Origin of the sequence: Spiroplasma endosymbiont of Villa modesta, from assembly GCF_964030925.1 — a bacterium.
Lineage (GTDB): Bacteria > Bacillota_I > Bacilli_A > Mycoplasmatales > VBWQ01 > Spiroplasma_E.
The window spans coordinates 1,330,179-1,356,672 of sequence record NZ_OZ034992.1; the positions used below are offsets into that span (position 1 = coordinate 1,330,179).

28 protein-coding genes and 3 rRNA genes are annotated in these 26,494 nt (G+C 26.5%); 22 read left to right on the forward strand and 9 right to left on the reverse strand.

The genetic code is table 4. The annotated features are described in order from the left end of the window. Positions 1–11 precede the first annotated feature (11 nt). The 5 genes from AAHM89_RS08540 (at position 12) to AAHM89_RS08560 (ending at position 5,108) form a co-directional block, all read left to right on the forward strand. Positions 12–866, forward strand: a complete 855-nt coding sequence (locus AAHM89_RS08540) for a hypothetical protein (RefSeq protein ID WP_342266057.1) — start codon at positions 12–14, stop codon at positions 864–866. Between the two features lie 14 nt (positions 867–880). Next, positions 881–1,870, forward strand: a complete 990-nt coding sequence (locus tag AAHM89_RS08545) for a hypothetical protein (RefSeq protein WP_342266058.1) — start codon at positions 881–883, stop codon at positions 1,868–1,870. 145 nt (positions 1,871–2,015) lie between these two features. Next, positions 2,016–2,579, forward strand: coding sequence for a hypothetical protein (locus tag AAHM89_RS08550; protein ID WP_342266059.1), 564 nt, complete (start codon positions 2,016–2,018; stop codon positions 2,577–2,579). A gap of 3 nt (positions 2,580–2,582) precedes the next feature. Then, a complete protein-coding gene (locus AAHM89_RS08555) occupies positions 2,583–4,022 on the forward strand; it encodes a hypothetical protein (protein ID WP_342266060.1) in 1,440 nt (479 codons plus the stop codon). A gap of 108 nt (positions 4,023–4,130) precedes the next feature. Continuing rightward, entirely contained in the window at positions 4,131–5,108 is a 978-nt protein-coding gene (locus AAHM89_RS08560; protein WP_342265776.1) for an IS3 family transposase, read from the forward strand. A 4-nt stretch (positions 5,109–5,112) separates the two neighbouring features. Here the strand turns inward: AAHM89_RS08560 and AAHM89_RS08565 are convergent, their stop codons facing one another. Next, a complete protein-coding gene (locus tag AAHM89_RS08565) occupies positions 5,113–5,784 on the reverse strand; it encodes a hypothetical protein (RefSeq protein ID WP_342266061.1) in 672 nt (223 codons plus the stop codon). 484 nt (positions 5,785–6,268) lie between these two features. Here AAHM89_RS08565 and AAHM89_RS08570 point away from each other — a divergent pair, with 484 nt between their 5' ends. The 7 genes from AAHM89_RS08570 (at position 6,269) to AAHM89_RS08600 (ending at position 13,014) form a co-directional block, all read left to right on the forward strand. Next, complete coding sequence (locus AAHM89_RS08570) at positions 6,269–6,451, forward strand: hypothetical protein (RefSeq protein WP_342266062.1); 183 nt, start codon at positions 6,269–6,271, stop codon at positions 6,449–6,451. Positions 6,452–6,538: 87 nt separating this feature from the next. Continuing rightward, on the forward strand, positions 6,539–7,516 hold the full coding sequence (locus tag AAHM89_RS08575) for an IS3 family transposase (protein ID WP_342265776.1): 978 nt from the start codon (positions 6,539–6,541) through the stop codon (positions 7,514–7,516). A gap of 972 nt (positions 7,517–8,488) precedes the next feature. After that, positions 8,489–8,611, forward strand: coding sequence for a hypothetical protein (locus AAHM89_RS08580; RefSeq protein ID WP_342266063.1), 123 nt, complete (start codon positions 8,489–8,491; stop codon positions 8,609–8,611). A 17-nt stretch (positions 8,612–8,628) separates the two neighbouring features. Further along, positions 8,629–9,870 (forward strand): hypothetical protein, encoded by a 1,242-nt coding sequence (locus AAHM89_RS08585; protein ID WP_342266064.1) that lies wholly within the window; start codon positions 8,629–8,631, stop codon positions 9,868–9,870. Continuing rightward, the gene (locus tag AAHM89_RS08590) at positions 9,821–10,675 is read left to right on the forward strand and encodes a hypothetical protein (protein WP_342266065.1); all 855 of its coding nucleotides are present in this window, start codon (positions 9,821–9,823) and stop codon (positions 10,673–10,675) included. The genes AAHM89_RS08585 and AAHM89_RS08590 overlap by 50 nt, the downstream gene beginning before the upstream one ends. A gap of 100 nt (positions 10,676–10,775) precedes the next feature. Further along, positions 10,776–11,753 (forward strand): IS3 family transposase, encoded by a 978-nt coding sequence (locus AAHM89_RS08595; protein WP_342265776.1) that lies wholly within the window; start codon positions 10,776–10,778, stop codon positions 11,751–11,753. A 361-nt stretch (positions 11,754–12,114) separates the two neighbouring features. Next, positions 12,115–13,014 (forward strand): hypothetical protein, encoded by a 900-nt coding sequence (locus AAHM89_RS08600; RefSeq protein ID WP_342266066.1) that lies wholly within the window; start codon positions 12,115–12,117, stop codon positions 13,012–13,014. Here the strand turns inward: AAHM89_RS08600 and AAHM89_RS08605 are convergent. Continuing rightward, entirely contained in the window at positions 12,987–13,328 is a 342-nt protein-coding gene (locus AAHM89_RS08605) for a hypothetical protein (RefSeq protein WP_342266067.1), read from the reverse strand. The genes AAHM89_RS08600 and AAHM89_RS08605 overlap by 28 nt on opposite strands. Positions 13,329–13,805: 477 nt before the next feature. Here AAHM89_RS08605 and AAHM89_RS08610 point away from each other — a divergent pair, with 477 nt between their 5' ends. From AAHM89_RS08610 to AAHM89_RS08620, 3 genes are all read left to right on the forward strand, one after another. Continuing rightward, positions 13,806–14,036, forward strand: coding sequence for a hypothetical protein (locus tag AAHM89_RS08610; RefSeq protein WP_342266068.1), 231 nt, complete (start codon positions 13,806–13,808; stop codon positions 14,034–14,036). After that, positions 13,991–14,707: a DDE-type integrase/transposase/recombinase gene (locus AAHM89_RS08615; RefSeq protein WP_342266069.1), complete on the forward strand. Its 717-nt coding sequence runs from the start codon at positions 13,991–13,993 to the stop codon at positions 14,705–14,707. The genes AAHM89_RS08610 and AAHM89_RS08615 overlap by 46 nt, the downstream gene beginning before the upstream one ends. Positions 14,708–15,202: 495 nt before the next feature. Then, positions 15,203–15,523, forward strand: a complete 321-nt coding sequence (locus tag AAHM89_RS08620) for a hypothetical protein (protein WP_342266070.1) — start codon at positions 15,203–15,205, stop codon at positions 15,521–15,523. Between the two features lie 322 nt (positions 15,524–15,845). Here the strand turns inward: AAHM89_RS08620 and AAHM89_RS08625 are convergent, their stop codons facing one another. From AAHM89_RS08625 to AAHM89_RS08645, 5 genes are all read right to left on the reverse strand, one after another. Next, positions 15,846–15,998, reverse strand: coding sequence for a hypothetical protein (locus AAHM89_RS08625; protein WP_342266071.1), 153 nt, complete (start codon positions 15,996–15,998; stop codon positions 15,846–15,848). Positions 15,999–16,030: 32 nt separating this feature from the next. Further along, the gene (locus AAHM89_RS08630) at positions 16,031–16,201 is read right to left on the reverse strand and encodes a hypothetical protein (RefSeq protein WP_342266072.1); all 171 of its coding nucleotides are present in this window, start codon (positions 16,199–16,201) and stop codon (positions 16,031–16,033) included. A gap of 102 nt (positions 16,202–16,303) precedes the next feature. Continuing rightward, positions 16,304–16,410 (reverse strand): 5S ribosomal RNA (gene rrf, locus AAHM89_RS08635). A gap of 82 nt (positions 16,411–16,492) precedes the next feature. Then, positions 16,493–19,430: ribosomal RNA gene (locus AAHM89_RS08640) — 23S ribosomal RNA — on the reverse strand. Positions 19,431–19,622: 192 nt separating this feature from the next. Further along, a 16S ribosomal RNA gene (locus AAHM89_RS08645) occupies positions 19,623–21,144 on the reverse strand. The 16S, 23S and 5S rRNA genes sit together here, the layout of an rRNA operon. Positions 21,145–22,058: 914 nt before the next feature. Between AAHM89_RS08645 and AAHM89_RS08650 the strand changes: the two genes are divergently transcribed. The 7 genes from AAHM89_RS08650 to AAHM89_RS08680 all read left to right on the forward strand — a co-directional run bounded on the left by AAHM89_RS08650 (position 22,059) and on the right by AAHM89_RS08680 (position 25,001). After that, entirely contained in the window at positions 22,059–22,310 is a 252-nt protein-coding gene (locus AAHM89_RS08650; RefSeq protein WP_342266073.1) for a hypothetical protein, read from the forward strand. Between the two features lie 168 nt (positions 22,311–22,478). Then, complete coding sequence (locus tag AAHM89_RS08655; protein WP_342266074.1) at positions 22,479–22,646, forward strand: hypothetical protein; 168 nt, start codon at positions 22,479–22,481, stop codon at positions 22,644–22,646. Positions 22,647–22,729: 83 nt separating this feature from the next. Beyond that, positions 22,730–22,996: a hypothetical protein gene (locus tag AAHM89_RS08660; RefSeq protein ID WP_342266075.1), complete on the forward strand. Its 267-nt coding sequence runs from the start codon at positions 22,730–22,732 to the stop codon at positions 22,994–22,996. Then, entirely contained in the window at positions 22,939–23,154 is a 216-nt protein-coding gene (locus AAHM89_RS08665; protein WP_342266076.1) for a hypothetical protein, read from the forward strand. Before AAHM89_RS08660 ends, AAHM89_RS08665 begins: the two co-directional genes overlap by 58 nt. 23 nt (positions 23,155–23,177) lie before the next feature. Beyond that, positions 23,178–23,471 carry a transposase family protein gene (locus AAHM89_RS08670; protein WP_342266077.1) on the forward strand — a complete coding sequence of 98 codons (294 nt, stop codon included), beginning with the start codon at positions 23,178–23,180 and terminating at the stop codon, positions 23,469–23,471. Between the two features lie 310 nt (positions 23,472–23,781). Then, a complete protein-coding gene (locus tag AAHM89_RS08675; RefSeq protein ID WP_342266078.1) occupies positions 23,782–24,123 on the forward strand; it encodes a hypothetical protein in 342 nt (113 codons plus the stop codon). 2 nt (positions 24,124–24,125) lie between these two features. Beyond that, positions 24,126–25,001, forward strand: coding sequence for a hypothetical protein (locus tag AAHM89_RS08680; RefSeq protein ID WP_342266079.1), 876 nt, complete (start codon positions 24,126–24,128; stop codon positions 24,999–25,001). A 148-nt stretch (positions 25,002–25,149) separates the two neighbouring features. Here the strand turns inward: AAHM89_RS08680 and AAHM89_RS08685 are convergent, their stop codons facing one another. Continuing rightward, on the reverse strand, positions 25,150–26,127 hold the full coding sequence (locus AAHM89_RS08685) for an IS3 family transposase (protein ID WP_342265776.1): 978 nt from the start codon (positions 26,125–26,127) through the stop codon (positions 25,150–25,152). Between the two features lie 100 nt (positions 26,128–26,227). Continuing rightward, positions 26,228–26,377, reverse strand: coding sequence for a hypothetical protein (locus AAHM89_RS08690; RefSeq protein ID WP_342266080.1), 150 nt, complete (start codon positions 26,375–26,377; stop codon positions 26,228–26,230). Positions 26,378–26,494: the final 117 nt, after the last annotated feature.

The following is a 26,494-nucleotide window of genomic DNA, read 5'->3' on the forward strand; positions in this document are numbered from 1 at the left end:
TATTAGATAGTATGCAATATGAAGTTGCAAATGATTTAGCAGATAAATTAGCAATTGATGATACACAAGCAATTGCAAAATTTGCTACTAAAATCGATATTGAAGATACAACACCAGTAGGCTATTTAAAATCAATGTTATCTGCTTGAAATACTTTGTTTCAATTTAGAAACATTGCAAATAGTAAATTTTTTATTACTAATGGTCTTTATGATAGTTTAGTTTATTTAGCAGATAATAAAGGTTTAATTACCGATAATCAGTTGGCACAACAATTACGTTTAAATGGAAATAATTTATATGTAAAAGGTGTATTATGTGAAATCGTTCTTGATGACTATATGATTTTTACTAATGATAAAAATGAACAACAATTAATGACCTTTATTTTAGCAACACCAAGAGTGATGAAAAGATACATGATAGAAAATACAGTTATTTATGTAGATTTTATTAAAGATGATAAAGCAGGAAGAGCATATAAAGTTGCTGGTGAAGTTGTTGGAGAAGCAATACCATATATTTCTAATAATGAAACAACATCAAGATGAATGTTATGTGGAGTTATTAAAACAGAAAAAAATGATTTAAAAACTAAAATTACAGTTTTAACAACAAATATTACTGCAAATGTTAATAACAATAACAATGAATTAAATACAGAAATAAAAAGTACTAATGAACTTAAATCATTAAATCCAAATTTAACAAATCCAACTATTAAATATTTTAGTGATGCACAAGGAAAAATTAATGTAAGTAATCAAAAACAAAAAGCAGGTGACTTATATATAACTATTACTGCAAATGTTAATGATTTAAATTATAAAGGTTTAACAAATCCAATTAAAATAACTCTTAAATAAAGGAAATTAATATCATGCCAATTGGTACAACTAGTACAGCAATACTTTTAAACATAAATAAACCAAAACATACTAGAACAAGTAACCAACAAGAAAATAAAAGTTTTTGATGAGAAATTTTAGAAATGATTGGTGTACAAGTTATAGCAGTAGCACTTGCTCCTTTTACTGGTGGATTAAGTGAAAGTATAGCACTTGGATTAGGTGCAAGTGATTTTATTGCAAGTACTATTAATTTTGGTATTTATGCTACAACTGATTTTACTATTAATCAAGTTTATGATTATTTAAAAGGAAATGTAACAAAATTAAATACTTTCTTAAATTTATTACCTGCATTTGCTGGACTTAATAAAATTAGTCGTGGTTATCGTACTACTAAATTTATTAAACTAGCACAAGAAACTAAAACATTAGAACAAGTTGGTATTAAAGAAGCCAAAAATTTACAAGAAGTTATTAGTCAAGTAAGTGGAAAAGAAATTTTAACAGATAAAATTATTGGTAATAAACGTTATTTAATGAATTATAGTTTTACTCCTAATCGTGAAACAGTATTACGAGATTTAGGTTATGTTGCTGAAAGACAATATAAAAATAATTTTCAAAAATTAGAAACACAAAAGTTAAAAGAACACTTATTATTACAAAATACATTAATAAAATTAAGTCCACAATTAACTCCTAAATTTAAAATTAAAGATATTGAAAAAGCAAATAACTTTTTAAAAAAATTTAATACTGATTTAAAAAAAGTACTATCTATGAACCAACATGATTGATTAAATTTAGTTCATACAATACATTCAGAAAATAGATATGGAAAAACTTTAATTTTAGATTTACAAAAAATTCGTGCTAATTCTATTAAATTTAATTTTAAAAATAATGTTATTCATCAACTTGTTTTAAAAGCAAATCAAAGTTTTAAATATTTTGATATTAGATTTTATTTAAAAAAAGGTTTAAATAAATTTTGAAAAAATAAGAGAAAGTATATATAAATTACAAGAAAAATTTGAAAAGTTAGAAAAACAAGCATTTGAAAAAATTAATAAATTAAAAGAAAAAGTAACTGATTTATTTACTAGTGCAGAAAAAAGAGCAATTAAACATGCACAATTAATTCCATTAAATTCACCAGTATTTATGGGTTGTAAAATTCAACCTTTGTCATTAGATAAATGTGCAATTACCATTTATCATCGCAATCCTAAATATAAACCAATTACAGTTGTTGATAGTATTCTTAAAGCAAAAACTTTTGTTACTCAAATACATCCATTTCATTGATATCGTTGATATAGTGGTTGATACATTGGTTATGGTGTTAATCATAATAAATGATTAAAAGCAATAGCATTTGCTCCACCAGTGGTTCAACAAGTAATTAGAGATAGTTTTAAAGTATATAGAGAAATATTTAGAACTATTAGAACTTATCATAAAGTAGTAAATGTTATTAATAATCCTATTGAAAATATTAACAAATCATTTAAAAATGTTGGTTTAAAGTTTTCAGTTAATACTTTATTTGGTACTGGATTATTACATCATTTAGAAAAGTTTGCATATAGTCAAGTTATAGCAAAAGGTAAGAAAAAATTAAAAAAAGGTAAAAATAAAATACAAAAAGAAATTGAGCATATAACACATAAAAAAACAAAAAAACATACTCATCATTATAAACAAGCATTTTTTAAGGAATGATAAATTATGATTAATAAACTTTGAACTGGTGTCAGTCTAGAAAATTATAATAACTGATATCCATTAACTGGAAAAATTATAGAAACCCCACCACAATATATCAATACATGACCAAATGTTAATGATTGATTTAAAACTTTTGCTATTCGCGCGCAAAATGATATTAATGCTTATCTTGATTTTATTTTATCTAAATTTCCTTTTGATAGTTTTAAAGATGAATTAATTAAAGAAACATTAAGAGATATGGTTTATGTAATGGTTGAACATTGAGTATTTAATCGTACACCAATTGAATTTAATGTTGATGCTACTATTCAATTTAATAATGGTAGTCAATTTAGTGCAAATAGTACTCCTACGATTAATGTTTGAGATTTAGCACCTAGTAGAATGAAAATATGAGCAAGATTAACAGAATTAAAACAAATATTTTCAAGTTATAATGATGATGAAATAGATGTTGAAAAAATTGACTTAAAAGCATTTTATACTAGAAATCAAGTTGATGAATTAATTGAACAACAAAAAGAATTTACATTATTAAAACAAATTAAATTGTATGATGATTTAGTTGATGATAATGAAAATGAAATATATAGAGGTCCTGTTAGTAAATTTGTTAATAAAGGTTATGTAGCAACTGATTATGATAAAGAAACTGAAACAATGATTTTAGATTGACCTGATGAAATTGGAACATTACCACCCGAAGCATTACAAAATAATCCACAAATTGGTGATTATACACATGCACCAACTTGTGATTTTTCTGCTAAACAACAAAAACGAATTACTACAAATGAAAATGAAATTACCAAATTAAATAATGAATTAATTAAAGCAAATGAAAATATTAATGATGTTAAAAATAATTGATTTAATATTGAAACTAGTCCCTTATGAAAAAAAGTTGAAAATAATAATATAGAAACATTTAAATGATATTTTATTAAAATCATTTATCAATATTCAACAGAAAATAATTTTATGAAATTTTATAAAGTAATTAAAATTTATTTAAATAATGTTTTTAATGAATTTGAATTGTTAAATGTTGATTCCATGACGTATAGTGAACAAATCCAAAATAAAAAAATTTTAAATACCGGAACTATTTACTATAACAATAGAAATAAAAAATTTAGTGGTGGAGGTAATTCTTACCCTGAACGTGGAAAAATTAACTTAATTGGTGATATAGAAGAAATATATCAATATATAGGAAAAGGTGCACCAACTGAATTTATAGCAGAAGAAAGTACTGAACGTGATTATTATACAAAACTAGAAACTAATAATTTATTAGATAAAAAACAAGATAAATTAATTGCTGGTACTAATATAACTATTGATGAAAATAATAAAATTAGCGCTACTGGTGGTAAAGTAGATTTATCTGATTATTATAAAAAATCTGTTTTTATGAAAGGATATTTTACATAGCCACTTAGCCCTTTTTACTAGACCATTAATTTAAAAAACCTGAATGTATTCTAAAAACAATTGTGTTATATAATTAACACTAATTTTAACCTGAAAGGATTTTTATTAATGGATAAAATTAAACAAATAGCATTAGTAATTAACAAATTAAATATCAAAGAAAAAATTAAAATTATTGATGATTGTAAAAATCAATATTCAATTAGAAACCTATGTCAATATCTTCAATTAAACAGATCAACATATTACTTTTTAAAAAATAAACAAAAACCTATTAAAAAAGAAGAAAATCATATTATTAAATGCAATCATAAATATCAAAAAATATGCCAACTTTTAATCGAATTTCATTCTACAAGAAAAGGCAGAATTTATGGATATTTAAGAATTTTTTCAGCTTTTAAAGAGTGATTAAAACAAGAAAAAAATATCATTTTAAATATAGAATTATCAATAAAACAAATGCGAAAAATTATGAAAGAACACAATATTCAAGGATTAAAACAAACTAAAAATAACTATCCTAAAAACAAAAAAAATCCAAATAAGTGAATACCTACAATGGATAAAGTAAACAAAGATTATAAAAGTACAACCTCTTCAAATCAAATTTGATCAATGGACACTAAACAAATAAATACTAAAGAAGGATGATTATATCTTTTTGTAATTATTGATTTTTATTCAAATAATGTTGTTAGTTATAATATTGCTCCTAATAAATCATATCAGGATTTAATTCTTCCTGCTCTTGAAAAAATCAACAAACAATTTTCTTGAAATCAAGTAAAAAATGTTATTTTACATTCAGATAACGCCAACGAATTTTATTGTCAGGATATCACAAAATGAGCAGAGGATAAACAAATAATTTTAAGCAAAAAACAACCTTATGATATTGGTGGTAATGTATTATCTGAAAACTGATTTTCTCATTTATCTCAAGAATGACTACCTAAAGGATCAAATCAATATTTATCCATCAATGAAGCTATAAATGATGTAAATCAATATGTTATGTTTTATAATTATGAAAGAATACATTCTAAATTTCTAAAACCACCAATTTTACAAATTAAAATTTAGAATTTTATATCAAAAATGGTCCAGTAATTAAGGGCCAACCACCATAATCTTCACCAATAATTTTAAATTTTTTAATATTTTTTTCAAAATTAATAAAAACATTACACAACTCAGCAATTTTTTCTTTTCACTCTACCGATAAAAACTGATCTAAATTTTCTTCTTGTATAATTTGTTTTCAAAAATTAATCGCATTATTGGGAAGTTTTAATTCAGGAAAAAAGTAATCAAAATTAATTCGTGCTTGTTCTTGTTTAAATTTTATAATTTCAAAATATTGTTCTGGAAATGATTCTTTAACTATATTTTTTAATTCAATAATTAAGTTATGTTCTTCATTAAAAATTTGCTTTTCTTTTTCAATTCATTGTCATGAATTTTTTAAACTTTCTAATAAAAATTCATCAAATACTAAAAACTTTTTATTATTATAAAGAAAAACTAACTCTTGATAAAGATGATGAACAATATTTAAAAAGCAAAATAATGAATCTGCTTTAATTAAACTATTAAAAAATATAGTAAGGTCATCACTATTAATTGTTTTTATTAATTGTTTGCAATATTTTTTTTCTATTTTTGCACTTGTAATCTTAGAAGTTATTTCTTTTCTAAAATCCTTAATATTTTTTTGCTTTTTATTATCAGAACCTATTTCTTGACTTTCTGTAGGCACTTTTTTACATCCTTTCAAATAAAAAACCCATTTATTTTATTAAAAATAAAACAATGGGCTTGAAAAACATATTTTTTTAAATTTTTTATTTTAAATTTTCATTAAAATAAGCAAAGGAACAATTCTAAAATAAATTAGTTATAATTTATTTGAAAAAGTTAATTAACAATTTCTAAAATCTCTTGTTAATTACCTATAATAATGCATATAGTTTATCTCAAATATTAGAGATAACTATTGCTAAATAATAGCATGTATAAAATGTATTGCAAATAATATACAAAAATCATACTTTATATTACATTAATTTTACTAATTAAAATGATAAATAAAAATCAGATTCAATTAACTTTAACACTTTTATTATGAAATAAATTTTATTTTGTAAATAAAATATTTTATAATAAAAATACTATTTATATATAGAATAGGGGTTACATAAATCCACTATTATAAATAGTACTACTTAAAGGGGGAGGAAATTATGAACAAATTATTAACATCAACACCAAAAAAAGATGGTTTTTTTGCCCCAATTGAATCAATAGAACATAAAGGCACATGAATGATTTGACCGCTTATGAAAGATAATTGACAAAAAGAATGTCAACCAGCACGAACTGTTTTTGCAAAAATAGCCAACTCGCCACTTAGCCCTTTTTACTAGACCATTAATTTAAAAAACCTGAATGTATTCTAAAAACAATTGTGTTATATAATTAACACTAATTTTAACCTGAAAGGATTTTTATTAATGGATAAAATTAAACAAATAGCATTAGTAATTAACAAATTAAATATCAAAGAAAAAATTAAAATTATTGATGATTGTAAAAATCAATATTCAATTAGAAACCTATGTCAATATCTTCAATTAAACAGATCAACATATTACTTTTTAAAAAATAAACAAAAACCTATTAAAAAAGAAGAAAATCATATTATTAAATGCAATCATAAATATCAAAAAATATGCCAACTTTTAATCGAATTTCATTCTACAAGAAAAGGCAGAATTTATGGATATTTAAGAATTTTTTCAGCTTTTAAAGAGTGATTAAAACAAGAAAAAAATATCATTTTAAATATAGAATTATCAATAAAACAAATGCGAAAAATTATGAAAGAACACAATATTCAAGGATTAAAACAAACTAAAAATAACTATCCTAAAAACAAAAAAAATCCAAATAAGTGAATACCTACAATGGATAAAGTAAACAAAGATTATAAAAGTACAACCTCTTCAAATCAAATTTGATCAATGGACACTAAACAAATAAATACTAAAGAAGGATGATTATATCTTTTTGTAATTATTGATTTTTATTCAAATAATGTTGTTAGTTATAATATTGCTCCTAATAAATCATATCAGGATTTAATTCTTCCTGCTCTTGAAAAAATCAACAAACAATTTTCTTGAAATCAAGTAAAAAATGTTATTTTACATTCAGATAACGCCAACGAATTTTATTGTCAGGATATCACAAAATGAGCAGAGGATAAACAAATAATTTTAAGCAAAAAACAACCTTATGATATTGGTGGTAATGTATTATCTGAAAACTGATTTTCTCATTTATCTCAAGAATGACTACCTAAAGGATCAAATCAATATTTATCCATCAATGAAGCTATAAATGATGTAAATCAATATGTTATGTTTTATAATTATGAAAGAATACATTCTAAATTTCTAAAACCACCAATTTTACAAATTAAAATTTAGAATTTTATATCAAAAATGGTCCAGTAATTAAGGGCCAACCACCATATAAAGATGATAGAGACCAATTATGAATAAATGATGTTTCAAATAGTTCTCTTGCTATTTCATTATTACTTAATAATAGATATGATAGATTAGAAACTACTAATAAAACTATTGTTGGTGCTGTTAATGAAATAAATAAAAAACAAGTTAAAGAAAATTGAAAAGTAATAGGTAAAAGTATAAATAATCGTAAATATGGTGATTTTAATCTTGCTTTTAATACTCTTTATAGAGTAATTATTACATGGGAATCTCCACCATTTCATCAAGTAAATACAAGAATAACAGTAGAATTTAAAACAGGTAATTATTTAGGTGGAATACATGGAAGTAAAATATTTCTTACAAAAGGTTTAATTAATAATGAAGAAGGTATTTTATATTTACAATTATTAGATATTAATAAATGACAATTAATTTTAGAAGGTGGAAATGAAAAATATGCAAATATTTTTTCATTAGAAGAATTACAAAATACAGTTAAAGTAGATATTATTCAACCTATAAAAATTACAAGTCATACTTTAAAAATAAATGAATTAAAAAATAATGAGATTAATATTGAATTACCAAATACTCCAACACCAACTCCAAATATTTCACAATGAAAAGAAGTAGGAGAAGTTATAACAGATAAAAATAATAATAATCAAAATTTTATAAAATATATATTTAAAGATAAAACACATTATAGAATATATATAAGTTATGGTGATTATACAAGTAAAGAAAATAATAAAAATTATAGTTGACAAATAATTAATTTTTATTATCAATTAGATACAAGCGTTGTAAAAAGTAGTTTATGAATAGCGAATAATAACAATAACCAACAAACTGAAATTAATATTTATAACAATAGAATAATGTGGGGTATGGGTAGAGATTATATTTTTAAAAAATTAGAAGAATTACAGGAATAAGATTATGTTTTTTAAAATTATAAAAATTATTTTAGGTTTAATTGGAGTTCTTTTATCATCAGCAATAGCAGGTTTAATTATATTTATTATAGTAAAAATTGTATTAAAAATTAATCAAATATTTTAAGAAAGGTGGTGAATATTATGTTAGGTAGATTTTTTAGAAAAGATAAAAGTAATATTAGTGATAATCAAAATGAAAAAGTAAAATTTTTAACTAATAAAAATAAAAGTACTCATGCTTCTATTTTAAATTATTTTGGTTTTAATGATTTTAATCATGAAACATATTTTACTGATTTTGTAGCAGAAAATAATGCTAATTTATATAATGCTCCATTAGAAATAAATAATGAGACTATTAAACAATATTTAATTCAACAAGAATTTTATAGAAAAAATTGAAATTCTATTTTTAAATTAAGTAAATTAGGAATTAGTGGTTATTTAATTTTTATTGCTAATGATGATTTATATTTTCAAGTCGTTGATATACAACAAAGAGTTTATGATATTACTGGTAAATTAATTCAATGTACTATTTTTTATGATAGTTATGAACAAAATGCACAAATGGTAAGATTATTTGAAATTTATACATTAAATAATGAACAAGTAACAATTAACCGTGCAATTTATAGTATTAGTGATAATAAAAAACAATTTCCATTACCTTTTAAATCATACATTAATAATCCAAATTTAGAGCAAGAGCAAACACTAAATATTAATTATATACCAATAGCAATTATGCGAAATAAAGCAAATGAATTAGCAGATTGTAATAAAGTAATGGATAAAATTAAAGCATTAGATGTTATTTATGAACAAATTGTTTTAGATACTATTTTAAACTCACCTAAATTTATTTTTAATCAAACTTATGGTAATGTTCAATCAACATTAGAAGAAGCAGTAAGAACATTAGTTACTAAAAACTACATATTTAAAAGTGGTGGAGATAATAATGAACAAAACGAAAATATCAATATGACAAATAGTAATTTTAAAGGTAAAAATTTAACTGATATATACGATTGAAATGTTAATGAAATATTTAAACGTTGTGGTATTCATATACCAAGTCAAAAGAAATCTGCACAACAATCAGTACCAGAAAGTACAGCAGTAAATATTTCAACTATTAATTATATTGAACAAAAATTATGACAATTTAATATTGATATTCTTAAATTTATTCAAATCTTAGTAAGCATAGATAAAGATTTATTAAATAGTAAAACATTTAATATTAATGATGAACAAGAAATTAATAATTTAACAGTTAAATTAAAATTATTTAACCCCGAAAATAACCAATTAATAGGAGAGAACAATGGAAAACAACAACAAACCACAAACGAAGTTTCCACAGAAACAAACTAAACTTAATCAAGCAGAAGTAGAAAATGATTATTTAATTGATAATATTCCTTATGATTTTACTAATATGATGAGTGCTACTAGTGACCCAGATATTAATAGAGCATACGATGAATTTAAAAAAAGAACTATATATATTTATGAAATTGAACGTTTATTTAAAAATAATGAAAATAATAGTTTAAGATTTTCAGCAAATACTATTAAAATAGGTTTTATTGATGTTGATAAAGTATTAAAAACTACTGCTGTTGAAACATCAGACTTTACTATGCAATTAAATCAAAGAGCAAGTACTAATATTAATGATAATACTATTGAATATAGTATGACTGATATTAAAAATTTAATTTTTCAAGAAATAAATTTATTAAATCAATTTAAGTTATATGCAGTTAGTATTAATGAACCATTAACTGAAAATAATATTGATAATTTGTATATTATTAATAATTATTCTCAACCTTATCAAAATCCAAAAACAAGAAGTACTAAAAGTATTACTATTATTAAAATTAAAGATTTTAAAACAAGAGATGGTTATCCTATAATTATTAAATTACAAAAACCATTAGATAAAGATACCAAAGTTATTGGTTTAAAAATTAAAGCCCCTAGAAGCATGATTTTTGGCAATATAAAGGTACTTGGTGAAGTTGACAATATGGAAGTATACCCAAAGTTATTTGTTAAAGATAAGATAGCATTTCCGCTATTATCAATGCCTATTGAAACTCAACCAAAAGTTAGAATATTACAACAATGATTTAGTGAACAAATATTACCTTGAAACTTAGCAGCCACTTAGCCCTTTTTACTAGACCATTAATTTAAAAAACCTGAATGTATTCTAAAAACAATTGTGTTATATAATTAACACTAATTTTAACCTGAAAGGATTTTTATTAATGGATAAAATTAAACAAATAGCATTAGTAATTAACAAATTAAATATCAAAGAAAAAATTAAAATTATTGATGATTGTAAAAATCAATATTCAATTAGAAACCTATGTCAATATCTTCAATTAAACAGATCAACATATTACTTTTTAAAAAATAAACAAAAACCTATTAAAAAAGAAGAAAATCATATTATTAAATGCAATCATAAATATCAAAAAATATGCCAACTTTTAATCGAATTTCATTCTACAAGAAAAGGCAGAATTTATGGATATTTAAGAATTTTTTCAGCTTTTAAAGAGTGATTAAAACAAGAAAAAAATATCATTTTAAATATAGAATTATCAATAAAACAAATGCGAAAAATTATGAAAGAACACAATATTCAAGGATTAAAACAAACTAAAAATAACTATCCTAAAAACAAAAAAAATCCAAATAAGTGAATACCTACAATGGATAAAGTAAACAAAGATTATAAAAGTACAACCTCTTCAAATCAAATTTGATCAATGGACACTAAACAAATAAATACTAAAGAAGGATGATTATATCTTTTTGTAATTATTGATTTTTATTCAAATAATGTTGTTAGTTATAATATTGCTCCTAATAAATCATATCAGGATTTAATTCTTCCTGCTCTTGAAAAAATCAACAAACAATTTTCTTGAAATCAAGTAAAAAATGTTATTTTACATTCAGATAACGCCAACGAATTTTATTGTCAGGATATCACAAAATGAGCAGAGGATAAACAAATAATTTTAAGCAAAAAACAACCTTATGATATTGGTGGTAATGTATTATCTGAAAACTGATTTTCTCATTTATCTCAAGAATGACTACCTAAAGGATCAAATCAATATTTATCCATCAATGAAGCTATAAATGATGTAAATCAATATGTTATGTTTTATAATTATGAAAGAATACATTCTAAATTTCTAAAACCACCAATTTTACAAATTAAAATTTAGAATTTTATATCAAAAATGGTCCAGTAATTAAGGACCAACCACCGCAAAACAATTTATAGGACAAGAAAAATCAGTTTTAGATTTAATTGCTATTGGTGGTGGTAGAGAAACAAGAAAAGAAATAATTAAAAACGCAAGAGTTACACATGCTTGATTAGGATATTTTTTAAGTTCTTATTCTTTTGGAGAATGACCATTAAAAGAAAAGAAAGAACTTAAAGATAAAGAAGTATGAAAAATTCAGAGTGGTCCAATTGGAAAAGAATATACAAGTATTGCAACATATGATAAATTTGATGATGTTGAACTTGAAATAAGTGACAAACCACCAATTGATAGTTTACAACAATTATTATTAGATATGCTAAGTTATACATATAACTACAATAGAAATTTTGAAGGTGCTACATATAATGATAAAAATGGAAAACCATTAAATGATATAGCAATTTTACGTGCAAAATTTGAAGGACAAAAACCCGATGAAGTAATTACTAATTTATTTAAACAATGAGAATTAGATTATCCAAATTATGTAAATTTACCACAAATGCAAATATTTAAACAAGTATTTATTATGTTATCAAAATATATTTATTCATCTTTATCGATAAATAAAGGATTAAATGATGATAATAAAATTTTATTACCATATTACTTTGAATTAAAATCAAGTCCAATACATGCAACCAAAGATAAAATTTGACAGTATAAGGATGTAAAAGTAATATTAAAATCTGCATATTTTGATTTTACAAATGTTAATAACATTAAATTAAAAAATAATGATATTAGTCAAAATGAATTATTTAAATTAGATGATAATCAATTTAACTGATTATCCATAACAAATGAATTAGAAAGTAATAATATACCATCATTAATTCCTGCTGATTGAACATTAGGAAATGGTGAATATGGAAAATATTTTACAAGAGCAATTATTGATAAAACAAACATTTTAAATGCTTTAAATTTATATGGTTCAAATAAATCACAATTATTTTCTAAGTTAGAATTTTATAAAGAAATTTCACAAATTGATAATGATATTGAATTCGAATTACAAATTGAAAATCCGATTAATAACTTAAATCGGATTGAAATTAGTGGTATTTTTGGTGCTGGTAATTATGATTTGATTTTAATAGTAGATAAACAAGAAATAAATTTAACTAATATTAATTTATTTGATAAATATAATGAAAATATTTCTTATATAAATTTAGAAATTTACTTATCAAAATATCCATCTGGATAAATTCCATCTCATTTTATGTCATCACTATTTTTTTCTGGTTTAATAGAAAAATATAACTCTATTTTGTGTTTATCATCATTCGTATATTTATGAGACCATATTGTTGTCCCAGCCCCCCAGTAGGCTGTATAGTCATGTCCTAAATAAAAACTTAATTTTTGTCTTCCGTCTTTACATGCAAGACCTAAGGCAGTTGCTGAAATAATAAATAATACTGTCATAAATGAAAATAAACTAATAAATATATTTCGTTGTGTTTTTCTTTGTTTTGCTATGTTTTTAGCGTAATGTAATTCTGTATTTTGTTCACTCATATTTAATTACTCCTTAATTTTATTTTTTTTATTCCGCCATGGCATGAACATGCACCTTTACCATGATTATTAGTTCAAGTACCATCATTACATTGAATAGTATGTCCTGTTAATGAACATCGATAAGTGCTTATAGAAAATGATGGTATTGATGCAAGATATAAAATCGTTGTCATAATTTTTTTCATATTAAATTACTCCTTTTTTCCTTGATTTTACTTTTAAATTGTACTATTTTTGATTATTTTTACAAGTATGCTTTTAAATGCAAAATAACGCCTAAATTAAAGGCGTTTATTTTATGAGACCTATACTATTAATTATATTGAAATTGTTTATTATATTTTAAATATGAAAGTGGTTTTTTTATTTAATTTTAAATTACACTTATATATTTATATAATAAACAAGTAAATTAATATTTTAAATTATTTACAATAAATTTTGATTTTTTTAAAATAGTTAGGAGAAGTAAATTTGAATTTTAATTATAAATGAAATTTTAGAGAACAAAATGCAAAAATTGATAAATTAGTTTTAAAACATATAACAAATAAATGAGAAAAAATAGATTGAAGAATAAAAAATACAAGAGATAAAAAGAAATATAAAATTGTTGATTATCAATATCGAATGAGAAAAACTATACATGGATTAGTAACTTGCCACTTGCCACCAGAATTTTTTCAGCTTTTAAAGAGTGATTAAAACAAGAAAAAAATATCATTTTAAATATAGAATTATCAATAAAACAAATGCGAAAAATTATGAAAGAACACAATATTCAAGGATTAAAACAAACTAAAAATAACTATCTTAAAAACAAAAAAAATCCAAATAAGTGAATACCTACAATGGATAAAGTAAACAAAGATTATAAAAGTACAACCTCTTCAAATCAAATTTGATCAATGGACACTAAACAAATAAATACTAAAGAAGGATGATTATATCTTTTTGTAATTATTGATTTTTATTCAAATAATGTTGTTAGTTATAATATTGCTCCTAATAAATCATATCAGGATTTAATTCTTCCTGCTCTTGAAAAAATCAACAAACAATTTTCTTGAAATCAAGTAAAAAATGTTATTTTACATTCAGATAACGCCAACGAATTTTATTGTCAGGATATCACAAAATGAGCAGAGGATAAACAAATAATTTTAAGCAAAAAACAACCTTATGATATTGGTGGTAATGTATTATCTGAAAACTGATTTTCTCATTTATCTCAAGAATGACTACCTAAAGGATCAAATCAATATTTATCCATCAATGAAGCTATAAATGATGTAAATCAATATGTTATGTTTTATAATTATGAAAGAATACATTCTAAATTTCTAAAACCACCAATTTTACAAATTAAAATTTAGAATTTTATATCAAAAATGGTCCAGTAATTAAGGGCCAACCACCATTATAAAAAAAGCAAATATTAGTCTTAGTTCTATTCATAGAGTTTTTAAAAATTTAGAAGTAATTGAAGCAAATCCAGTAAAAGTAAAGTTAGAAAAAAATCAGCCTATTTTTGTTGCTATTGATGATGGTCACCGAAAATTTTGAAATTTTAAACGTAAAGGTACAAAACATTCTATGCGATTAATAGTAACATATACAGATAATATTAATCATAAAGTACAAAATAAAAGAGTAAAGGCAATTATAAGACCAACAAAAACAGCAATTGGCGTTAAAAAACTGCTGAATTTGTTAAAGAACATTGTCAAAAATTTTATGAAAACATTGAACAAGCAAAAATTATTATTTGTGGTGATAGTGCAGGATGAATTAAAGAAGTTGCTGATTATTTAGGTGCACAGTTTGTTTTAGATAAATTCCATTTAATTAGAACATTATATCTTGGTATAATGGCGGGAAATAAAGGAAAATATTTAAAAGAATATAATTACTGTAAAAATTTAATTAATAATGGTCAATATGAACAATTAATTGATTATTTATATAAAGAATTAGATAATCATAAAAAATTAAAGAAAAAATATTTTAAAAATAATAAACAAGGTATTGAAAATCAAGGTGCAAAATGAAATATTGGTTGCTTTACTGAAACTAATATTTGACATGTTTTAAAAGAAATGCTTGGTAATAGAACTTATAATATTTCAATTTATATTAAAATGGTTATTTTTAAATGTAATAAGATAAATACAGAGATACAATTATTATAAATTAAAATTTAACTTTTTTTTAAAAATCAAAATAGAATAAAACTTATTAAATGTGTTTTAATAAGAATTTTTGTTGTGTATAAATATTAAATTTATTTTTTAATTTTTTAGTAATTTTTAAAAATAAGTATTTTAGTTGCATTTAAGTTAAAAAAATTATATTATTTAAATACAATTTCATAAAAATCCTAATTATTTCTTGTCTAACATAATAATAAGACTATATGAATTAATTTATTCCGGATTTTTGACAATCTCCCTTTTATAATTATGAAAGAATACATTCTAAATTTCTAAAACCACCAATTTTACAAATTAAAATTTAGAATTTTATATCAAAAATGGTCCAGTAATTAAGGGCCAACCACCCAATTCCAACAGCTAAACCACTATTAGCATTTCCTTTTAAAACGTTATTGCACATGATAATTATTGCAATTGAAAACCCAATAGCAATTAAAAGTCCAAAAATCAATCCAACAATAAATATTGTACTAACTCCTGATGTTAATGAAGTGTGTGATCATATTTTGTAAAACTGTTAAAAATAACACTACTTGCTGTAGCTAAAATAATTGTAATAATTACACTTCAAATAATACTTATAATATTTGTTATGAATCCAATTTTAGATCCAATGTATAATTTTTTATCTAATTTCTTTTCAACCTTATCCATTTTTTCTCCTTTTTTCTTAAAATCTTTTTTACATTTTAATATTCTCAATCTTAACATAAAAAAAATTTAAATTTTAAATTAAATATTAACACAATAAAAAAAATTTGGCATCGTGCTATTTTCCCATTGCTGGTATTTTCGCCGCTGGAGTGCTTAACTGCTGTGTTCGAGATGGGAACAGGTGTGACCACTCCGCCATGGACACCAAATAGTTTAGCAATTGCTCCCTAAAAACTAGAAACAGACATCTTTAAATTTGATTACTTTTGATTTGCAATAGAGAATATATTCTTCAATAAATCCTCGATCTATTAGTATCAGTAAGCTGAACATATCACTATGCTTACACACCTGACCTATCAACCTTGTAGTATTCAAGGGATCTTACTTCTTTCGAATGAGAAATCTCATCTTGGAACTGACTTCGCGCTTAGATGCTTTCAGCGCTTATTCATGCCCTACATAGCTACCCAGCTGTGCCACTGGCGTGACAACTGGTGCACCAGAGGTAGGTCCATTCCGGTCCTCTCGTACTAGGAACAGCTTTCCTCAAATTTCTTGCGCCCACGACAGATAGGGACCAAACTGTCTCACGACGTTCTGAACCCAGCTCGCGTACCGCTTTAATGGGCGAACAGCCCAACCCTTGGAAGCGACTACACCTCCAGGATGCGATGAGCCGACATCGAGGTGCCAAACCTCCCCGTCTATATGAACTATTGGGAGAGATTAGCCTGTTATCCCCGGGGTAACTTTTATCCGTTGAGCGACGGCCTTTCCACACAGCACCGCCGGATCACTAAGCCCAACTTTCGTTCCTGCTCGACTTGTATGTCTCGCAGTCAAGCACCCTTTTACCTTTGCGCTCTACATATGATTTCCATTCATATTGAGGGTACCTTTGGGCGCCTCCGTTACTTTTTAGGAGGCGACCGCCCCAGTCAAACTATCCACCAGACACTGTCCTTAGACCAGATTATGGTCTCAAGTTAGAATTTCAATATAGCAAGGGTGGTATCCCAATGGTGACTCCATGCCTACTAGCGTCTGCATATCAACGTCTCCCACCTATGCTGTACAAACTACACCAAAATTCAATATCAAGTTGTAGTAAAGCTCCACGGGGTCTTTCCGTCTAATCGCGGGTAACCTGCATCTTCACAGGTACTAAGATTTCACCGAGTCTATAGCCGAGACAGCGTCCGGATCGTTACGCCTTTCGTGCGGGTCAGAACTTACCTGACAAGGAATTTCGCTACCTTAGGACCGTTATAGTTACGGCCGCCGTTCACTGGGGCTTCAGTTCAAAGCTTCGCTTACGCTAACAAATCTCTTTAACCTTCCAGCACTGGGCAGGCGTCACCCCCTATACATCGTCTTACGACTTAGCAGAGAGCTGTGTTTTTGCTAAACAGTCGCCCGGACCTCTTCACTGCGACTCATATTGCTATGAGCTCCCCTTCTCGCTAACTTACGGGGTTATTTTGCAGAGTTCCTTAGCTATAGTTATCTCGCTTGCCTTAGGATATTCTCCTTGACCACGTGTGTCCGTTCTCGGTACAGGCACCATGGTGATGTCTTTAGAAACTTTTCTTGGAAGTATGGCATCAAATGCTTCGTTACTAAGCGAACCGTTCACTCCCCATCGTATTTCAAGGTTAACGCTGTGCGGATTTGCCTACACAACCCTCTTTGTACTTAGCCCAGCACTACCAATCACTGGGACATTTTAGCCTTCTCCGTCATTCCATCAGTCACCATGGTGGTACAGGAATATCAACCTGTTATCCATCGACTACGCCTTTCGGCCTCGCCTTAGGTCCTGACTAACCCTGGGTGGACGAACCTAGCCCAGGAAACCTTGGTCAATCGGCATGAAGGATTCTCACCTTCAATCGTTACTCACGCCGGCATTCTCACTTCTAAACGCTCCACTAGTCCTTCCGGTCTAACTTCGTCGCAGATTAGAACGCTCCCCTACCGCCCACAATATATGTAAACATATATATAGACCCATAGCTTCGGTACAATGCTTAGCCCCGGTACATTTTCCGCGCAGAATCATTCGACTAGTGAGCTGTTACGCACTCTTTAAAGGATGGCTGCTTCTAAGCCAACCTCCTAGCTGTCTGAACAATTCCACATCGTTTTCCACTTAGCATTGATTTGGGGACCTTAGCTGATGATCTGGGCTGTTTCCCTCACGTCCATGGACCTTATCACCCATAGACTGACTGCCAGATATGTAACAATGGCATTCGCAGTTTAATTGCATTCAGTACCCCGAGGTGGGGCCATCATACATTCAGAGCTTTACCTCCATTGCACTAATTCTGACGCTAGTCCTAAAACTATATCGGGGAGAACCAGCTATCTCCAGGTTCGATTGGAATTTCACCGCTAGCCACAAGTCATCCACGGTCTTTTCAACGAACGTTGGTTCGGTCCTCCATTAACTGTTACATTAACTTCAACCTGCTCATGGCTAGATCACCTGGTTTCGGGTCTACGACCACATACTAAACGCCCTATTCAGGCTCGCTTTCACTTCGGCTCCGTCTTTTCAACTTAACCTTGCATGTAATCGTAACTCGCCGGCTCATTCTACAAAAGGCACTCCGTCACCCATTAACGGGCTCCGACTTGTTGTAAGCATATGGTTTCAGAAACTATTTCACTCCCCTCTCGGGGTACTTTTCACCTTTCCCTCACGGTACTGGTTCACTATCGGTAATTGGTTAGTATTTAGCCTTACGCAGTGGTCTGCGCAAATTCCGACAAGGTTCCACGTGCCTCGCCGTACTCAGGATACTGTCAAGAGATTTATACATTTCGCATACTGGGCTTTCACCATCTATGGCGTTGCTTCCCAACAACTTCTGCTATATATAAATTTTGTAACTCTTCATAGGTCGAACCTAATAGACAGTCCTATAACCCCAGTCTGACGACTGGTTTAGGCTGCTCCCTTTTCGCTCGCCGCTACTAAGGGAATCGCATTCGCTTTCTTTTCCTCTAGGTACTAAGATGTTTCAATTCTCTAGGTATCACTCTGCACAACTATGAATTCATTGTACAGTACTATCTGATTAAAGATAGTGGGTTTCCCCATTCGGACATCTCCGGATCAAAGCTTATTTCCAGCTCCCCGAAGCTTATCGCAGGTAATCGCGTCCTTCATCGTCTTCCAATTCCAAGGCATCCACCATACGCTCTTAATAATTTATTTTTAGAATATCCTATTGCAAGATAAAAATTATCTTATTTTTTTTAAAAGATGTCTATTATCCAGTTTTTAAAGAACAATTGCTCAGAGAAAACAATCCCTGAAAACTAAACAGAACAAAAGAAGTAATCCAATAAATCATCCATCTATTTTTTCTTGTTGTCTTGGTTTCTTATTAGAAACTAAACTCCATAGAAAGGAGGTGATCCATCCCCACCTTCCGGTAGGGATACCTTGTTACGACTTAACCCCAATCATCAACCCTGCCTTTGGCAGCTCCCTCCTTACGGTTAGGACACCGACTTCTGGCATTGCCAACTCTCGTGGTTTGACGGGCGGTGTGTACAAGACCCGAGAACGTATTCACCGCGACATTGCTGATTCGCGATTACTAGCGATTCCGACTTCATGAAGTCGAGTTGCAGACTTCAATCCGGACTGAGACTGACTTTTTGAGATTTGCTTGACCTCGCGGTTTAGCGACTCTTTGTATCAGCCATTGTAGCACGTGTGTAGCCCAGGTCATAAGGGGCATGATGATTTGACGTCGTCCCCACCTTCCTCTAACTTACACTAGCAGTCTCCTTAGAGTCCCCAACTTAATGCTGGCAACTAAGGACAAGGGTTGCGTTCGTTGCTGAACTTAACCAAACATCTCACGACACGAACTGACGACAACCATGCACCACCTGTATCCTTGTTAACCTCTACTATATCTCTATAGCTTCGCAAGGTATGTCAAGACCTGGTAAGGTTCTTCGCGTTGCTTCGAATTAAACCACATGCTCCACCGCTTGTGCGGGTCCCCGTCAATTCCTTTGAGTTTCACTCTTGCGAGCATACTACTCAGGCGGAGTACTTAATGCGTTAGCTACAGCACTGCCTCATGGCAACACTTAGTACTCATCGTTTACGGCGTGGACTACTAGGGTATCTAATCCTATTTGCTCCCCACGCTTTCGTGCCACAACGTCAGTAATAGGCCAGTTAGCCGCCTTCGCCACTGGTGTTCCTTCATATATCTACGCATTCCACCGCTACACATGAAATTCCACTAACCTCTCCTATACTCTAGTAATGTAGTTTCCAAGGCGGTTAGGGGTTGAGCCCCTAAATTTAACCTCAGACTTGCAAAACCGTCTACGCACGCTTTACGCCCAATAAATCCGGATAACGCTTGCCACCTATGTATTACCGCGGCTGCTGGCACATAGTTAGCCGTGGCTTTCTGGTAAGGTATGGTCGATACTAAAATCATTTCCTATTCTAGCACTTCTTCCCTTACAACAGACCTTTACAATCCGAAGACCTTCATCAGTCACGCGGCATTGCTCCATCAGGCTTTCGCCCATTGTGAAAAATTCCCTACTGCTGCCTTCCGTAGAAGTTTGGGCCGTGTCTCAGTCCCAATGTGGCCGTTCATCCTCTCAGATCGGCTACGCATCGTTACCTTGGTAAGCCATTACCTTACCAACTAGTTAATGCGCCGCATCCCCATCAATTAGCGAAGCAAATGCTCCTTTCATTATTTATCATTGCAAATAAATAACATATGTGGTATTAGCTGTCGTTTCCAACAGTTATTCCCCACTAAATGGTAGGTTAGATACGTGTTACTCACCCGTTCGCCACTAAAGTATTGCTACTTTCGTTCGACTTGCATGTATTAGGCATGCCGCCAGCGTTAATCCTGAGCCAGGATCAAACTCTCAATAAAATTGTTTTTGTTAAAAGATGATGTCTGACTTATTTAATTTTTAATAAAAAATTGACGGATTAATTCTTGTTCTATTTAGTTTTCAAAGATCGTTTTTTCTAGTTTGTAACCCATTTATTTTTGGGACAATAACAATAGTACAACATGCCATAATTATTGTCAACCTAATTATCATAAAAAAGCATTATTTTTTTAAAATTAAAATTATTAAAATTTTTGGGAGCGTGTCGAAGATGTCGATAACTAAAAAGTTTTAAAAATAGCTCCTTTCTTTTTTAAATCCTTAAATTAAAAATAAATGACAAAAGACGAGAATAAAAATCTTGTCTTTTTTTGTGTAATTGTAAAATTTTAAAATTTTTAATAACCCTCTTTAATACTATTATCAACACGTGTTAGGGAATTAAAACAGTGAACTACAACACAGTTGTTAAAAATAGTAGCTAGCATGTGGACTTGCATGGATAAATAAAAAGTGGAGTGATACCTAATAAAATATACTAACCATTAATGGTAATTCTTGGGGTGGGAGCGAATTGGAAACTAGTATATATAGACCTGTTGTAGGGACCTATTGTATTAATTCTATTCTTTATTTAACCAACCTTGCCACCCCCCAGTGAGCAAGTGTTGGTTTTATTTTTTATTTTTTTTGAAAATTTTTTTGGGCGAGAAAATAAATTTCAAACTTTTAAAAAAAATTGAGCGGTGCCGGTTCAATTAAAATATTAATTTATTAAACATAAATTAAATAAATATTGAATCGAATGCCTCGATTTCTTTTTAAAATTTCACAATTTATTTTTGAGCCCAGCTTTCATGAAATGAATAAAACGAATAGTATTAATAATCTAAAAATCAAAATATATGTTCTTTATGCTAGAAGCAACAGAACATATTAGGAAAGGATTATTATGGCAATAGAAATTCTTGATTATGAAGCACTAAGAAAGATTGATAAAAAAATTAAAAAAAGAAGAAAAAGATGTGTTGAATGTAATGAATTATATAAAGATGACAAAATCCAAATGCTTTATTATTTTAAAACAGAATTAGAATCAGAACAACATAATATTAGAAAATTTGAAGATGATTATGATATTGCTGAACATTTAGATTATACAAACCCATATGGATATGTTTGTAATTGATGTAGAAGTGATTAATTATGCAAAAAAAGTATTTTTGTTGAACTTGTAAACAACATAAATTAGATTATTTATTCTTTAATACTAATGATATAAAAACAAGACAAAACTTTTTAAGAGACAAAAATAATAAAGCAATTTGTTATGACTGTATTTTAAATGTTAGATTAAGTAGGAGATATAAATATGAATAAACAAAAAATATTTTCTTATAAAGACCAAGAAATTATTAATAAATATAATAAAAAACGTAATCAAGAAATAACAGAAGAACATTTAAATAATATAGAAAAATTAAAAGAAGATTTTAAAAAAGAAATAATTAATGAATATAAAGACATATTCCGTAATTAAATTTTTTAAAAGTCAATTAATAATTTTAAAATTTATTTTATAATTTTGTTATTAACAATAAATTTAGAAAAGTGTTGATAAAAATGATTTTTGAAAATTTAAAAAAATTAAAAAATGAAGAATTTTACAGATATTTTGGTATAAAACGTTTTCATTTTAATGAAATGTTAGAAAAATTAATTGAAATAGAAAAATTAGAAAAAAATAAAGGTCGAAAAAATAAACTTTCAGTAGAAGAAAGATTAATGATGACTTTATTATACTGAAAAGAATATTATACTTTTTTTTTCAAATGAGTATTAAATCTAAAATGAGCCCATCAAGTTGTTTTCAAAATATTACTTGAGTAGAAAATAAACTTAGTAACCACAAAGATTACCAATTTTTAAAAGAAAGATATAAATTAAAAATTGATAAAAAACAAGAAAATTCAAATGAATTTCAATTTTATTTAATTGATTCAACTGAGATTGAAATTGAAAGACCAACTAAAAAAAACTACAGTTAGAATATTTTTCTGGTAAAAGTTGAATGTATTCTATAAAATTTCAAATTGTATATGATTTTTTTAATAAAAAAATTGTTGATATTTTTGCTAATAATGGTAAAGTGCATGATTTTCAAATATTAAAAAATTCAAATCTTGAATTTTCAGAAAAAACAATAATTATTGGTGATTTAGGATATCAAGGTATACAAAATATTTATAAAAATACAATAATACCAATTAAAAGAACTAAAAATAAAAAATTAACTAAACAAGAAAGAAAATACAATAAGATTGTATCTAAAATTAGAATTAAAGTTGAACATGTCTTTGCTTAATTGAAAAGATTCAAAATTTTAGTAAATAAATGTAGAAAATCTAAATTTAGACTTATGTACTTAAGATTTAACTTACTTTGTGAAATTTTTAATAAAATAAAACCATTAAAATAAAAAAAATATTAAAAATATTTTTTTAAAATTTAAATTTTTATCGAGTTAATATAAAAATATTATTAACAATTTTTTGTTTAAAATGTAAACTCATTTTTTAAACTATTTTTTCAAAAAATATTTATTTCTATATTCAATAACACTAAATAGTTTTAAAACAATTTTATTGACAATTAATTAAATTTAATTACGGAATATGTCCAGTGAACAAATATTACCTTGAAATTTAGCAAAACAATTTATTGGACAAGAAAAATCAGTTTTAGATTTAATTGCTATTAGTGGTGGTAAAGAAACAAGAAAAGAAATAATTAAAAATGCAAGAGTTACACACGCTTGATTAGGTTTTGAATCTGGTACTTTTTGAAATGGTCAGTGACCATTAAAAAAGAAAAAAGAATTAAAAGATAAAGAAGTTTGAACTTTTCCTGGTGAAAGTGGTTTTTTTGACTTCGTGGTACATATGATAAATTTGATGATATTGAAATTGAAATTAAAGTTTCACCAAAAATTGATAGTTTACAACGACTATTATTAGATATGCTAAGTTATACATATAACTATAATAGAAATTTTGAAGGTGCTACATATGATGATAAAAATGGTAAACCATTAAATGGTATTGCTAAATTACGTGCAAAATTTGAAGGACAAAAACCTGATGAAGTAATTACGAATTTATTTAAACAATGAGAATTAGATTATCCAAATTATGTAAATTTACCACAAATGCAAATATTTAAGCAAGTATTTATAATGTTATCAAAATATATTTATTCATCATTAGCAATTAATAAAGGTTTAAATGATGATAATAAAATTCTGTTACCCTATTATTTTGAATTAAAATCGAGTCCAATACATCCTAATGAAAATAAAATTTGAAAATATAAAGATGTAAAAGTTATATTAAAATCTGAATATTTTGATTTTACAGATATTAATAATATTAAATTCAAAAATAATGATATTAGTCAAAATAAATTATTTAAACTAGATGATAATCAATTTAACTGATTATCTATAACTAATGAATTAGAAAGTAATAATATTCCATCATTAATCCCAGCAGATTGAACATTAGCAAATGGTGAATATGGTAAGTATTTTACAAGAGCAATTATTAGTAATAATAAAATTGAAAATGCTTTAAATTTATATGGTTCAAATAAATCAGAATTATTTTCTAAACTGGAATTTTATAAAGAAATTTTAAAAATTGATAATAATAGTGAATTTGAATTACAAATAGAAAATCCTATTAATAACTTAAATAGGATTGAAATTAGTGGAATATTTGGTGTTGGTAATTATGACTTAATTTTAATAACTGATAAACAAGAAATAAGTTTAAATAATATTAATTTATTTGATAAATATAATGAAAATATTTCTTATATAAATCTAGAAATTTAATTATTTAATAAAATATCCATCAGGATATCTACCATCTCATTTTATATCTGTGCTATAGTATCAATTTTGATAAGATGTATCAAATTGTCTAGTTTTTGGTTTATCGGTGGTTGGCCCTTAATTACTGGACCATTTTTGATATAAAATTCTAAATTTTAATTTGTAAAATTGGTGGTTTTAGAAATTTAGAATGTATTCTTTCATAATTATAAAACATAACATATTGATTTACATCATTTATAGCTTCATTGATGGATAAATATTGATTTGATCCTTTAGGTAGTCATTCTTGAGATAAATGAGAAAATCAGTTTTCAGATAATACATTACCACCAATATCATAAGGTTGTTTTTTGCTTAAAATTATTTGTTTATCCTCTGCTCATTTTGTGATATCCTGACAATAAAATTCGTTGGCGTTATCTGAATGTAAAATAACATTTTTTACTTGATTTCAAGAAAATTGTTTGTTGATTTTTTCAAGAGCAGGAAGAATTAAATCCTGATATGATTTATTAGGAGCAATATTATAACTAACAACATTATTTGAATAAAAATCAATAATTACAAAAAGATATAATCATCCTTCTTTAGTATTTATTTGTTTAGTGTCCATTGATCAAATTTGATTTGAAGAGGTTGTACTTTTATAATCTTTGTTTACTTTATCCATTGTAGGTATTCACTTATTTGGATTTTTTTTGTTTTTAGGATAGTTATTTTTAGTTTGTTTTAATCCTTGAATATTGTGTTCTTTCATAATTTTTCGCATTTGTTTTATTGATAATTCTATATTTAAAATGATATTTTTTTCTTGTTTTAATCACTCTTTAAAAGCTGAAAAAATTCTTAAATATCCATAAATTCTGCCTTTTCTTGTAGAATGAAATTCGATTAAAAGTTGGCATATTTTTTGATATTTATGATTGCATTTAATAATATGATTTTCTTCTTTTTTAATAGGTTTTTGTTTATTTTTTAAAAAGTAATATGTTGATCTGTTTAATTGAAGATATTGACATAGGTTTCTAATTGAATATTGATTTTTACAATCATCAATAATTTTAATTTTTTCTTTGATATTTAATTTGTTAATTACTAATGCTATTTGTTTAATTTTATCCATTAATAAAAATCCTTTCAGGTTAAAATTAGTGTTAATTATATAACACAATTGTTTTTAGAATACATTCAGGTTTTTTAAATTAATGGTCTAGTAAAAAGGGCTAAGTGGCATCTGCAAAATATAACTCAAATTTATAATCTTCTTTTAAGGTATCATTAGGATTAGTTGTTCAAATAGTTTGAATACCCATTATAGGTTCTTTATGTGAATTTAAATAATATTTAAGTCCACTAAGATTATAGGTAAGCACCCCCCATGATTAATCCTATTGTTCCAGTTGTAGCACCAGTTAGTGCTAATGCTAATGTTATTTTACTTAAATTTGTTTTTATTCATGCTTTCATTTTAATTTTTCTCCTTTTTTAAA